Annotated in this window: 18 protein-coding genes; 4 read left to right on the top strand and 14 right to left on the bottom strand. The window is 56.7% G+C overall.

What is annotated here, in order from left to right; translation table 11 throughout:
• Positions 1-33 precede the first annotated feature (33 nt).
• Complete coding sequence (gene ubiG / locus ACR0MJ_RS19665) at positions 34-780, top strand: bifunctional 2-polyprenyl-6-hydroxyphenol methylase/3-demethylubiquinol 3-O-methyltransferase UbiG (RefSeq protein WP_170408667.1); 747 nt, start codon at positions 34-36, stop codon at positions 778-780.
• A gap of 30 nt (positions 781-810) precedes the next feature.
• Here ubiG and ACR0MJ_RS19660 read toward each other — a convergent pair whose 3' ends face one another.
• Genes ACR0MJ_RS19660 through ACR0MJ_RS19640 form a run of 5 tightly spaced genes read right to left on the bottom strand, consistent with a single transcriptional unit; the run spans position 811 to position 3881 of the window.
• Positions 811-1500, bottom strand: a complete 690-nt coding sequence (locus ACR0MJ_RS19660) for a hypothetical protein (protein ID WP_480762249.1) — start codon at positions 1498-1500, stop codon at positions 811-813.
• Positions 1501-1536: 36 nt separating this feature from the next.
• The gene (locus ACR0MJ_RS19655; RefSeq protein ID WP_170395340.1) at positions 1537-1977 is read right to left on the bottom strand and encodes a MarR family winged helix-turn-helix transcriptional regulator; all 441 of its coding nucleotides are present in this window, start codon (positions 1975-1977) and stop codon (positions 1537-1539) included.
• 14 nt (positions 1978-1991) lie between these two features.
• On the bottom strand, positions 1992-2822 hold the full coding sequence (locus ACR0MJ_RS19650) for a carbon-nitrogen hydrolase family protein (protein WP_170408669.1): 831 nt from the start codon (positions 2820-2822) through the stop codon (positions 1992-1994).
• A complete protein-coding gene (gene grxC / locus ACR0MJ_RS19645) occupies positions 2822-3079 on the bottom strand; it encodes a glutaredoxin 3 (protein WP_170395334.1) in 258 nt (85 codons plus the stop codon). The genes ACR0MJ_RS19650 and grxC overlap by 1 nt, the downstream gene beginning before the upstream one ends.
• Before the next feature lie 37 nt (positions 3080-3116).
• Positions 3117-3881, bottom strand: a complete 765-nt coding sequence (locus ACR0MJ_RS19640; RefSeq protein ID WP_480762246.1) for a double zinc ribbon domain-containing protein — start codon at positions 3879-3881, stop codon at positions 3117-3119.
• On the opposite strand from ACR0MJ_RS19640, the gene ACR0MJ_RS19635 reads away from it, so the two are divergent.
• Positions 3862-4692: a methyltransferase domain-containing protein gene (locus ACR0MJ_RS19635; RefSeq protein WP_480762244.1), complete on the top strand. Its 831-nt coding sequence runs from the start codon at positions 3862-3864 to the stop codon at positions 4690-4692. The genes ACR0MJ_RS19640 and ACR0MJ_RS19635 overlap by 20 nt on opposite strands.
• Positions 4693-4747: 55 nt before the next feature.
• Positions 4748-5797: a ferrochelatase gene (gene hemH / locus ACR0MJ_RS19630; protein ID WP_170408671.1), complete on the top strand. Its 1050-nt coding sequence runs from the start codon at positions 4748-4750 to the stop codon at positions 5795-5797.
• A 74-nt stretch (positions 5798-5871) separates the two neighbouring features.
• On the opposite strand, the gene ACR0MJ_RS19625 is transcribed toward hemH, so the two are convergent.
• Together ACR0MJ_RS19625 and ACR0MJ_RS19620 are read right to left on the bottom strand one after the other, a co-directional pair.
• A complete protein-coding gene (locus ACR0MJ_RS19625; RefSeq protein ID WP_010442520.1) occupies positions 5872-6054 on the bottom strand; it encodes a hypothetical protein in 183 nt (60 codons plus the stop codon).
• Positions 6055-6193: 139 nt separating this feature from the next.
• Complete coding sequence (locus ACR0MJ_RS19620) at positions 6194-6793, bottom strand: L,D-transpeptidase (protein ID WP_170395325.1); 600 nt, start codon at positions 6791-6793, stop codon at positions 6194-6196.
• 169 nt (positions 6794-6962) lie between these two features.
• On the opposite strand from ACR0MJ_RS19620, the gene dalA reads away from it, so the two are divergent.
• Positions 6963-7478 carry a divisome-associated lipoprotein DalA gene (dalA, locus tag ACR0MJ_RS19615; RefSeq protein WP_255611997.1) on the top strand — a complete coding sequence of 172 codons (516 nt, stop codon included), beginning with the start codon at positions 6963-6965 and terminating at the stop codon, positions 7476-7478.
• A gap of 70 nt (positions 7479-7548) precedes the next feature.
• Here the strand turns inward: dalA and ACR0MJ_RS19610 are convergent, their stop codons facing one another.
• From ACR0MJ_RS19610 to ACR0MJ_RS19580, 7 genes are all read right to left on the bottom strand, one after another.
• Complete coding sequence (locus ACR0MJ_RS19610; protein ID WP_170395318.1) at positions 7549-8013, bottom strand: PTS sugar transporter subunit IIA; 465 nt, start codon at positions 8011-8013, stop codon at positions 7549-7551.
• Positions 8014-8072: 59 nt separating this feature from the next.
• Complete coding sequence (gene hpf / locus ACR0MJ_RS19605; RefSeq protein ID WP_039541074.1) at positions 8073-8636, bottom strand: ribosome hibernation-promoting factor, HPF/YfiA family; 564 nt, start codon at positions 8634-8636, stop codon at positions 8073-8075.
• A 252-nt stretch (positions 8637-8888) separates the two neighbouring features.
• The gene (gene lptB / locus ACR0MJ_RS19600; RefSeq protein WP_170395315.1) at positions 8889-9647 is read right to left on the bottom strand and encodes an LPS export ABC transporter ATP-binding protein; all 759 of its coding nucleotides are present in this window, start codon (positions 9645-9647) and stop codon (positions 8889-8891) included.
• Positions 9647-10138 (bottom strand): LptA/OstA family protein, encoded by a 492-nt coding sequence (locus ACR0MJ_RS19595; protein WP_255611996.1) that lies wholly within the window; start codon positions 10136-10138, stop codon positions 9647-9649. Before ACR0MJ_RS19595 ends, lptB begins: the two co-directional genes overlap by 1 nt.
• A gap of 3 nt (positions 10139-10141) precedes the next feature.
• Entirely contained in the window at positions 10142-10750 is a 609-nt protein-coding gene (locus tag ACR0MJ_RS19590; protein ID WP_480762242.1) for an LPS export ABC transporter periplasmic protein LptC, read from the bottom strand.
• Between the two features lie 4 nt (positions 10751-10754).
• Entirely contained in the window at positions 10755-11717 is a 963-nt protein-coding gene (locus ACR0MJ_RS19585; protein ID WP_170395309.1) for a KpsF/GutQ family sugar-phosphate isomerase, read from the bottom strand.
• Positions 11714-12328 carry a ribonuclease D gene (locus tag ACR0MJ_RS19580; RefSeq protein WP_170597160.1) on the bottom strand — a complete coding sequence of 205 codons (615 nt, stop codon included), beginning with the start codon at positions 12326-12328 and terminating at the stop codon, positions 11714-11716. The genes ACR0MJ_RS19585 and ACR0MJ_RS19580 overlap by 4 nt, the downstream gene beginning before the upstream one ends.
• Between the last annotated feature and the right edge of the window lie 102 nt (positions 12329-12430).

Below are 12430 nucleotides of genomic sequence, written 5' to 3'. Positions count from 1 at the left end.
TCCTTAAGCGTAAAAGAGCACACGGAGACAGGAATGCAAGCGCATCCGAACACGGTTGACCCGTCCGAGATCGCAAAATTCGAGGCGATGGCCGCAGAATGGTGGGACCCGCATGGGAAATTCAAACCTCTGCACATGCTGAATCCGTGTCGCCTGGATTATATCACACAGCAGATCGCAGGCGAGTTCGACCGTGATCTGAAAGCTCCGCGTCCCTTCGAAGGCTTGCGCCTGCTGGATATCGGCTGCGGCGGCGGGTTATTGAGCGAACCGATGGCGCGTTTGGGCGCCACGGTCGTGGGCGCCGACGCCGCCGAAGGCAACCTGCCGGTCGCTCGCATCCATGCCGAGCAATCGGGGCTGCAGATCGACTACCGCCACACTACCGCCGAAGACATGGCCGCCGCAGGCGAACAGTTCGATGTGGTGCTGAATATGGAAGTGGTCGAACACGTCGCTGATCCGTTGGGTTTCCTGACCGCATCGCAGCAATTGCTGAAACCGGGCGGGTTACTGATCTGCTCAACCATCAATCGCAACCCGAAATCCTACGCGATGGCCATCATCGGGGCCGAGGTCGTCATGCGTTGGCTGCCGCGCGGCACGCACGAGTGGAACAAGTTCATCACCCCGGATGAGCTGTTCGACCTGCTGCGCCAGGCCGGGCTGGAACCGGTGGACCGCAAGGGGTTCGTCTTCAACCCGATCCTGTGGAGCTGGTCGATCTCGGACCGGGATTTGAGTGTGAACTATGTGACGGCGAGTGTGAAGCCGAGGTAGGATGGGCGATTGCACCCATCTTACAATTGCCTATTTGACGGCCAAACGGTGAAAACTGAATGCTGGAGCAAACCCAGCTTCGTCTAACGCTTGTTTAAGAAGCCCATTTAGAAAAACACGATGTGGTACGCCCTGGTCGCGCCAAATGTCGATCCCGGACGCAGCATCCGCATTGCAGAAAACATCCCCGGGCTTGGCATCCTTCCATTCAGGAAGTCGGAAAAGGTCATCCCGATCGGGTCGGCGACGCAGAAGGCCTTTTGACTCATCAATGTTCAGCGTGCCTGATTTGTTTGCGATCCACAGGATCGAGTAGTTCTGCTCAATCGGTGTGATCTTGTCTTTTTCGAATAGGTTGACGGGATAAAGCCCCCCTTGCCCCAAGTCGAAGTTCTTGAGGACATCGGCAACATCTGATCGAACCGCGAGAATTCCAAACAACGTGATTACAGCAGAATACTTGCCGTAGTGAGGCTCAAAATCATGATCTTCAGGTGCAACCTCTTGAAAGAAATCCGGCAAGATATCCTGCTGCTCCAGCGGCTCCCCGTGGCGCTGCCAACGATACAGATTCGCATGATAACCTGATCCGGGTTGCCACCTGAAGGCCTTGAAGCGTTCACTTGGTTCTTCAGGAAAATCATCGGGGACAAGCGCCCGGAATGGCCTCTGCAGGTCCATCCCGACGGTAATGTCTGAAACCCAAATTTCATCCGTCATCTTTTAAGATCCTTTGGCGCAGTTGGCGTAAAGCCCCTACTCCCCCTCCAACTGCAACCGCAAATCCCGTAGCACGGGCAGCGTGCTGCGCACCCGCTCCAGCCCCAGCTCTCCGACCACGCGGTTGATCAGCGGGGCAATCGAGGAAATCGCCTGATCGCGTGCGCGTCGGCCTGCGGGGCTGATGGCGACCATCTTGCGGCGGGCGTCGTCCCAGTCGGGGCGGATGTGGATATAACCGGCCCATTCCAGCTTGGCCAAAGTGTTGGTCATCGCCCCGCGCGTCACATGGAACGTGTTGGCAAGTTGCGCCGGGGTGCGCTCGTCGCCGACAAACACCAGATGGTTCAGCACCGAGAAATGCGAGATTTCCATGCCCTTGGGCAGCACCCGGCTCAGCCGGTTGCGCAATAGCTGATCGGCGGTCAGGATCTCGCTGAACAGCGTGACCGCAAGGGCATTTTTTTCGTCAGTCATGGTCCGGTTCTGAATCAGGGTGCGTCAAAGGGGCGGACATGTGTTAGTGAAGGCACGCGTCGTCGCGCCTCTGTAACAGACCTATCATCCAAATCAAAAAAGTGAATGCCCGGATCGGTGCCTGCGTCGATCAGCACCTCTCCCCACGGGGCGACAATCATACTGTGGCCGTGTGTATATCGCGTCTTGCCGCGAGTTTTAGGGTGCTCACCCGTTTGTGCCGGAGCCAGCACCCAGCAGCCGGTCTCAATGGCCCGCGCGCGCAGCAGTGCTTCCCAATGGGCAGCACCGGTGACCGGCGAAAACGCCGCCGGGACGGTGAGAATCCGCGCGCCCGCCTGCGCCAAAGCGGCATACAGGTAGGGAAATCGAATATCATAGCAGATGGTCAGGCCGACTTTACCGAAATCGGTGTCGGCAATCACCGCTTTCTGACCGGGGCGATAGTTCTTCGATTCGCGGAAGGTCTCGGATTCCGTGACCTGCACGTCGAACATGTGAATCTTGTCGTACCGCGCCACGATCTGCCCCTGCGGGTTGACCATGAAGCTACGGTTGGCAAAGCGCCCGTCCGAGTCATGCGTTTTGATCGCAAGTGACCCGATCAGCAGCCAGACACCCAATTTGGCGGCCTGTTCGCACAGACCCGCCAAAGTAATGTCATCTTCTTCGTGCTGCAGAACCTCGTGCTGGCGTGTGGTGCTGGTGGAGACGCAATTCGTGACCTCGGGCGTCAGAATGAACTGCGCACCCTGCGCTGCCGCGTGGGCCATCATGGCACGCACCATCTCGAGATTCTCAGCCGGATCATCCGACGCGGTGATCTGCAGCAAAGCGGTTTTCATCAAGCCGCCAGCAGGCGGTCCAGCTTGCCCTGACGTTCAAGCTCGTAAAGATCGTCGCACCCACCAACATGGGTGGTGCCCACAAAAATCTGCGGCACAGTGCGTTTTCCTGCCGCGCGCTGGATCATTTCAGGTTTGCGTTTCGGATGCATCAGCACGTCGATTTCCTTGAATTCGACGCCTTTCTGTTTCAACAACCGCTTGGCCGCATGACAAAAGCCGCACAGCGGCGAGGTGTAGATTTCTACCGGCTTCATATTCCGTCCCTTTGGGTTTCGCACATTCTTGGGCGAATTAGGCATCCTTGGCAACGCGCGCCAGTACCAACACGAAAATATGATTTGCCCCTGACGCGCGACAGACACGCGCGCAGGCGTCCAACGTCGCACCCGAGGTCATAACATCATCGACCAGAAGAATATCCCGGCCTCTGATCATGGGTGCACGTTTTCGATGCAGAGATATGGCGTTGGACAGCGCAAGGGATCGCTCAACCGCAGTTTTTCCATCCAGAACAGGGGTGCGTACCGTGCGTACCAGAAGATCGGGGCAGACGCTCAACTCCGCTTCCCGGCCCAGATGCCCCGCCAGCAGCACCGATTGATTGTAGCGACGCTTGATCAGCCGGGTCCAGTGCAGCGGAACCGGCGCGATCAGCATGTTCGGGTGCAACAGCTCTTGCCCGGCTTGAGCCATCCAGCGTGCGGCAGGGCGGGCCAACTCAGGCCGATCCCCGTGCTTAAAGGCAAGTATGAGTGCCTTCGCGCGCCCCTGATACAGCAACGCTGCCCGACCATGCTGCCACGCGCGTGGTGCCCTGAGGCAGTCATCACATTCAATCCGGTGTCCGTCCCGCGCGCCGGGAAGTGGCATGCCGCAGCTTTCGCAGACGGTGCCACCGATGAACGGCGTGTCGCGCCAGCATGCGCCGCAGAGGCCGAAATCGGATTCGGTCAGTGCTCCGCAGGACAGGCAACGCGGTGGGTAGATCATCTCGACAGCGGTTTGAATCCCCTGACGAATGCGATACTTGCGGCTTATGAAGCTTCCGTCCGACACTACACCCTCTCTGTTTGACCGCGCCGTCCTTGCGCTTCACCGCAGCCGCGCGCGGGACGACGCGCTTTTCCTGCACCATGTCGCTGTCGACGAAGTGCAGGATCGTCTGTCCATGGTTAACAAAACCTTTAAGGCCCCCGCCGTCGTGACCCCCTTCCCTCATATCTGGGAGGGGTTGTGGCCCGAGGCCCGGGTGATCAGGGATGAAGATGTTCTCGACCTAACTCCAGGAGCGCATGATCTCTTGATACATGCGATGGCACTGCATTGGGCAAACGACCCGGTCGGCCAACTGATCCAATGCCATCGCGCCCTAAAATCCGACGGATTGCTGTTAGCGGTATGTTTAGGGGGCGACACCCTTAAGGAATTACGCGCGGCTTTGGGTCAAGCCGAGATCGAGGTGACTGGCGGTCTCAGCCCCCGTATTGCTCCTATGGCCGAGCTTCGTGATCTGGGGGGGCTGCTGCAGCGGGCCGGGCTGGCTTTACCCGTCGCCGACAAGGCGACACTGTCTGCGGAATACCGCGATCTGCTGCATTTGATGCGTGATCTGCGTGCAATGGGAGAAACCAACGCATTGGCCGATCGCCTGAAACACGCGACCCGACGTGCTGTTTTTGACAAAGCGCAAGACATCTATGCCGGACATTACAAATCGCCACAGGGCCGCCTGACGGCAACATTTGAATTGATCTGTCTGACGGGCTGGACCCCCGATGACAGCCAACTCAAACCATTGCGTCCGGGATCCGCCAAGATGCGGCTGGCTGATGCGCTAGGTACGGATGAGGGCAAACTGCCCGATTGACGACCGGCCTTTTCCCTATATCTCAGGCCAGACACCACAAATCAGGAAGCTTTCAATGTTTGATGCCACTCGTCCAACCCATGCCCCTGCAGACCATCCCAAGGTCAAGATGGGCCGCGTCGGCATCCTGCTGGCTAATCTGGGAACTCCAGATGACTACAGTTATTGGCCTATGCGGCGGTATCTGAACGAGTTCCTGTCGGACAAGCGCGTGATCGACTACCCGGCGTGGAAGTGGCAGCCGATTCTGCAAAGCATCATTCTGACCAAGCGGCCTTTCAGTTCGGGTGAGGCGTACAAGTCAATCTGGAATCACGATAAGGGCGAAAGCCCGTTGATGACGATCACCAAAGATCAGACTGCCAAGCTGCGCGCAGCGATGCAGCAGCGGTATGGCGATCGGGTGATGCTGGATTTTTGCATGCGTTACGGCAATCCTTCAACTCCGTCGAAGGTCCGAGAGATGGTAGAAGAAGGCTGTGATCGCATCCTGTTCTTCCCGCTCTACCCGCAATACGCCGGTGCCACGACTGCTACAGCAAATGATCAGTTCTTCCGCGCGTTGATGAAAGAGACATGGCAGCCTGCCAGCCGAACTGTTCCGGCCTATTTCGACGAACCTGCCTATATCGATGCGTTGGCGAGCTCTGTCGAGCGCGCCTATGCAGATATGGAGACAAAACCGGATGTCCTGGTCTGCTCGTATCACGGGATGCCCCAGCGCTATTTGCAGCAAGGGGACCCCTACCACTGCCAATGCGTGAAAACATCAAGGCTACTGAAAGAGCGTCTGGGATGGACGGATGATCAGCTGATCTCGACCTTTCAATCGCGCTTTGGACCTGAAGAATGGCTGAAGCCCTACACCGTTGATCACGTGGCTGATCTGGCGCGTCAGGGTAAGAAGAACATCGCCGTCATCGCACCTGCCTTCTCTGCCGATTGCATTGAGACGCTGGAAGAGATCAACGAAGAGATCAAAGAGAGCTTCGAAGAGGCAGGTGGTGAATCGTTCACCTATATCCCTTGCCTTAACGACGATGATTCGCATATCGCCGCGCTGAGTAAGGTGATCGAAGACAATCTGCGTGGTTGGTTAGACTAATCGCGCTTTCACCAGACACGAAAAAAGGCGGTGGTTTGCACCACCGCCTTTTAAGTGCATAAAGTCTCGTCGACTTAGCTTGCTGCAACAGCTGCGGCAACAACAACCAGCAGGATCAGCGGCAGGATGATGCCCTGCGACGAACCTTGGGTCTCTTCGACAACAACAGGTGCTTCAACAACCGGCTCTTCCAGATTGCCAGCATATGCGGTCGAAGCAGCAGCAGTCAGAGCAGCAGCGAGAACGAGTTTCTTCATATTAACCTCCAGAATTTGCGCGATTCCCAATAGCGAAACCACGCATCTAAGACTTACCTCGTGAGTTTTTCTAATCAGCAATGCAGGCGGATTGCAATTGCAACTTGTCCCGCAAGCGGGTTCGTGCGCGAAAATGTCGTCAAATTAGCAACACTTGCGTGCCGACCTTAGCCATAGAAAACAGTTCGGCGATGTCATCGTTGAACAAGCCAATGCACCCGTTCGACGACCGGCGTCCAATTTTACGCGTATCGTGGGTGCCATGGATGCGATAATACTTCCAGCTCAGATATAAAGCGTGTGTTCCCAGCGGGTTATCAGGACCCGGCGGAATATAATCCGGCCATTCAGGGTTGCGCTTCTTCATCGATGGCGTCGGTGACCAGCTTGGGCCTTCCACCTTGCGAATGACACTGGTGCGTCCGCGACGGGTCAATTCCTCGGTCAGAGGCACCGAAGAGGGGTACAGTTTGTATACGGATTGATCATCTGACCAATAATGCAGCGCTCTGGATACGGTATCCACCAGAATAGCACCGTTTCGAGTGTTCGAAAAATAGGGCTGCCAGTCCAGCGCACGGAATCCCGACACATTGCGGCGTACCGGAGCTTCCGGTTCCGGGGCGGGGCGTAGCGGGTCGCCCGGAATATACTGAGCCAACGCAGGCGAGGCCAAGCTGGCGGTTGCACCGGCCAGGAATCCCCGGCGCGTCGATGTAAGAATATGTTTCTTGACCATGGAGATCGGTCCTCTGCTAACAGCAAATGCAAAATCTAAGGCATTTTATGGCCAGAATGCTTCAGTCGCAAATCAAACCGGCAGAATCACGCAAGGTTGGGGCATTGTAGGTTTGCTCCGGGCGGTCAAGCAGGCTATTTCCCTTCTCGACACAATATTTAGGCCGATCATGACACGTATTCTTTCTCTACTAGCGATTTGTTTTGTCGCACTTGCGGCATGTACCGATTCGGGCACATCCGCTATTGGCGCCGATGGCAGACCGCTGCCATCTGTGTACAAAATTCGTGGCAACCCTGAAAAGCTGCAGTTCAGAATGCTGGATTCGGTGAATGCCTTGCGGCAAGCATCTGGCCTGCAACAGGTCCAATTGAACTCGCAACTGAATGCAGCTGCCGCCACTCATGCGAAAGACATGGCGCGACAGAATCGGCCATGGCATTTCGGTTCGGACGGTTCGTCTCCGTTGGATCGCGCGGCGCGCGCCGGTTACTTCGGTACATTCCTGGGTGAAGCGATCTCGGAAACCTTTGAGACCGAGACCGAAACGCTGGCCGCATGGATGCAGGAACCCGGTCCTCGTGCTGTGATCATGGACCCGCGCGCCACCCAGATGGGATTCGCCTGGCACCAAGAAGGCGGTGGCAAGATCTGGTGGACGCTGGAGATGGGATCCGGCGGCTGATCACGCCAGCTAAAGAAACAAAAAAAGCCCCCGACAAATCGGGGGCTTTTTTTGTTGATAAGTGGGCCAATCAGGCAGCTTGCATCGATTGCGCTTCAGTCAGAATGGCATACAGCTTTACCGGGTCAGGGTTGGCCCGCAGCTTGGCGCAGACCGATTGCTCGCGCAGCGTGCGCGAGACCAACGCCAGCGCCTTAAGGTGTTCAACCCCCGCCTCTTCTGGCGCAAACAGGGAAAACGCCAAATCGACCGGCTGACGATCGACCGAGCCGAAGTCGATGGGCTTTTCCAGCATGACAAACACACCCGAAACCGATTCTAGTTCGGAAAGCCGTGCGTGCGGAAGTGCAACACCATGTCCAACACCAGTTGGGCCAAGGCTCTCCCTCTCAAGCAGGCTGTCTACGATCGTCTGAGCATCCAGCCCAAGCGTCGCGGCGCCCACATCGCCAATTTCCTGAAACAAACGCTTCTTGCTGGAAGCAGCGGACAGTACACGCACCGCTTCTGGCTTTAGAATGCTCGAAAGCTCCATCATTTTGCTCCTAAGCCGTGCCCCCGGCTATTCGGGGGCAGGCCGATTTGTCTTGCCTGTTACGGATCGATCCAACCGATATTGCCGTCCTCGCGGCGATAAACGACATTCAATCCGTCCTTGTTCTCATTTCGGAACACCAGTACCGGAGCACCAGCGAGTTCCATCTGCATGACGGCTTCACCAACACTGAGCGATGGGATCTTGGTTTCCATCTCAGCCACGATCATAGGCTGCAGCGATTCGGGTTCGTCTGCCGTCTCCGATTCGTCAGAGGCGAGGATATAAGAGGACGCGCCAAAGAGTTCAACCGGCTCGGACCGATCCTTATGGTGGTCTTTCAGGCGGCGCTTATAGCGTCGCAGTTGTGTCTCCATCTTGTCGCAGCAGCCTTCGAATGCCGCGTAGATCTCGGTCGCGTGCGCCTTGGCCTGTGCGGTCAGGCCGGTCGACAGATGCACGGTGGTTTCGCATACATATTCATGCGCCGAACGGGAAAAGACGACGTTGGCGTCTGTAGGCCGCTGGGCATATTTGCCCACGACCTCGCCCAGTTCGGTCTGCACATGGGTCTGCAGGGCCGCACCGATGTCGATCTGTTTTCCGCTGATTTGGTAACGCATGTGATCTCCTTCACAATTCACACCCATTCTGACGTCGCGTAACGCGACTGACTTGTTTTTATCGGGTGGGGGGTATCGGCATGTTCTGCGGTTGCCGTTGGCCCGGCCCTTCAACGAAGGGAGATCGAGATCCAGTTTGGAACCGAAGAAATGCCATATGCCAATTGAGCCAAGAGGTGAGGGAAGAGTCAATCAAAACAGGTGTGTATATACGTGATTTCCGTCATGCGTCAGGCGCATCTCCGCACAACCTTATGAAATACGGAAGTTTTCACCCAGATAGACCCGGCGAACATTTTCGTTTTCGACAACTTCGTCGGGCGTGCCTGACATCAAAACCTGGCCGTCATGCAAGATATAGGCCCGATCCACAATCTCCAGCGTTTCCCGGACGTTATGATCCGTGATCAGCACTCCGATGCCACGCTTTTTCAGATCGGCCACCAGATGCCGGATATCACCGACACTGATCGGGTCGACACCCGCAAATGGTTCGTCCAACAGCAGATATTTCGGATCGGCGGCCAGACAGCGCGCTATTTCGACCCGGCGGCGTTCTCCGCCGGACAATGCCAATGCAGGCGCTCGGCGCAGGTGTTCGATGGAAAAGTCCGATAGCAGCTCTTCCAGCCGCTCCTTGCGGCGATGGGCATGTTTAACCGTGATATCTAGAACCGAAGCGATGTTGTCTTCAACGCTCATCCCGCGGAAAATCGACATCTCCTGCGGCAGATATCCGATCCCCATCCGGGCACGACGATACATCGGCAGGGTCGTGACGCTCTGCCCATCAATCGTGACCGTGCCTGCTTCGGGGAAAACCAGACCCGCGACAGAATAAAAAGTGGTGGTCTTGCCCGATCCGTTCGGGCCTAGCAACGCCACGACCTCGGAGCGGTTCAATTCCATGGACACATCGCGAATGACGGTCTTCTTGCGATAAGACTTTCGTAGCTTTTCGATCTTCAGACCGGAAGAACCTTCAGCGATGGAGAGTTCGGGCCGGTTCATCAGTTGCCACCTTGTTGCAGAATGGTTTTGACACGCCCTGACATCGTCGCGGTTCCCGTCGTCAGATTTGCAATCATCTCGTCGCCGCTGATGATACTTGGGCCCTGCGTCAGCAACACGTTGCCCTTCATCTCAATCACGCCGGAGTCGATGGTGTATTCTGCCCAATCGCCCTCGGCTGCGTCGGGCGGACTGACCAGAACCACGTTTTCGGTGGCCTCCATCCGTTCGATGGCCGAGCGTTCTTCGTTATAGATGACAAGAACCCGGTCTGCCGTCAGGCGCATCTCACCCTGGATGACAATGACGTTGCCGATAAACTCGGCCGATCCATCTTCCTGATTCACGTTCAATGTCTCGGACGTCACTTCGACCGGCAGCGTCGGGTCGGCATTGACCGAGCCGAACGCCACCTGAGCCTCTTGTGCAGAAACAGGTGTGGCTCCGACAGCCACGGCTAGACACAAAAAGGCGACACGTAAATCGAACACAAGTTATCTTTCTGCTTTTTGCGGCTCATATATCAACTTCACGCCGCCTGTAAAAAGAATATGAACCGGACCGTCCTTTTTTTCGGTTCCGAAAGTCATTCGCCCCGCAGTAAAGTCGCCAATCGGACCGGTTCCGTCAATCTGGCCGGGACTATCACCACGTATTTCATCCAGCGATGTATTCAACAGCTCGGTGGTGACCTGGATGCCGTCCCGGGTGGTGATGACCACATCCCCAACAAAGGTTGCGGTCCCTTTGTCTGGCCTGATGATCCCTGTATTGGATTCGAGCGTAATCTCACCCCCATCGCTTAGTCCAAAGCGGCCCTGCACTTCGGCAGCGGTCGGCGTGTCGCCATCGCCACCCTGACTGGCCCGTCGGGCTTCGACGCGGATTTCCTCGCCCTTGCGAGTGACACCTTTGTAGTCGGGTCGCGTGACCACCTGATCTGTCAGCCGGTCGCCAATATCCTGATCGCCGAACGGCACCGAGACATTGGTGTCGATGCTGCGGGAAAGAAGAAAGACGGAAGACAGCAACAAAATCGCCACCAGCGGCAACAGCACCTTCAGGAACTGTACCCATCGGGAATGGCGATCAACCTCAGCCATCGTCTTAACCCAATCCTACACGCAGACAGTCATGTATGTGCAGCAGACCCAAGGCTGGGCCATTTGTGTCAGGATCAACCACAAAGAGTGACGTGATCTTGCGATCGTTCATGATTGCAACCGCCTCCTCCGCCATAGCACTTGGCGCAATGGTCATTGGATTTTCGGTCATCACCTCTTCGGTGTTTTTGCTCAATAGCCCGTCCATGTTCCTGCGCAGGTCGCCATCGGTCACAATACCCAGCAAACGACCTGCCTGATCAGTGACTCCCACAACACCAAAGCTCTTCTGACTCATGACCAGCAGCGCCTCGCTCATCGGGGTGCCAGCGGTCACCAAGGGCAAATCTTCATGCATCAGATCACGCACAGTTGACAGTTGCGCCCCCAACTTTCCACCGGGGTGGTAAGCGCGGAAATCTTCGGGTTTGAAATCCCGGTACTTCATCAGCGCAATCGCCAGCGCGTCGCCCATCGCAAGGGTCAGCGTCGTCGAAATTGAAGGCACCATCCCAAAGCCGCAGGCCTCTCCCAGTGACGGGATAAGCAGGTGCACATCCGCCTGTTTCATCAAGGTGCTTTCCGGCTTGCTCGACAACCCGATCAGCGGAATTCCAAAGCGACGCGTAAAGGCCAACAAGTTCGCCAGTTCCGGCGCTTCACCTGAGTTCGAGATCGCAAGGACCACATCGCCTTTCGAGACCATGCCCAAATCACCATGGCTGGCTTCGGCGGGATGAACAAAATAGGCGGGCGTACCAGTGCTGGCCAGAGTCGCCGCGATCTTGTGGCCAATATGGCCGGATTTGCCGATACCGCTGATAATGATGCGGCCAGTGGCCTGCAGGATCAGTTGCACGGCTTCGGCGAAATGCTCGTCCAAGCTTTCGGCAAGGACCTCCAATGCGCGGGCTTCGTCGGTAACGACCTGCCGGGCGGTTCTGAGGAATGCTTCGGTGTCAGTCATGAGTGCGCAAAAATATCAGTTTCGGGCCAGCCTGCGAGGTCAAGCTTCGCACGCATCGGCAGGAAGTCAAAACACGCCTGCGCCATTTCGGTGCGGCCTTCGCGGGCCAGACGTCCGTCCAGTGCATCCCGCAGTTGGTGCAGGTACAAAACATCCGATGCCGCATAGTCCAACTGGGCATCAGTCAGCGTTTCAGCGCCCCAATCGCTCATCTGCTGCTGCTTCGAGATATCGACGCCAATCAGTTCCTGACACAGGTTCTTAAGACCATGACGATCAGTATAGGTGCGCACCAAACGGCTGGCGATCTTGGTGCAATAGACCGGGGCGGCCAAAGCGCCGAAGGTGTGATACATCGCAGCAATATCGAAGCGGCCAAAGTGGAACAGCTTCAAAACATTCGGGTTTTCCAGCATCGCACAGAGGTTCGGCGCCTGCGTCTGCCCAATCTCGACCTGAACGATATGGCTGTTGCCGTCCCCTCCTGACATCTGGATCACGCACAGGCGATCTCGATGCGGGTTCAACCCCATGGTTTCACAGTCAATGGCCACAACCGGGCCCAGATCCAGCCCGTCCGGCAGGTCATTTTTATACAAGTGGTTCGCCACGGAAATGTCCTTTGTGCGCTTTCGGCCCCGAGATAGGCGGTTTGGCCCGCAAACTCAACGCCGTCCTTGGAAAAGCGGCACCCTTGACCTTATGGCCAACAC

The organism is Ruegeria sp. C6, assembly GCF_056537625.1.
The sequence above is the reverse complement of the archived record's forward strand: the minus strand, read 5'-3'. Positions and strand labels throughout refer to the sequence as shown.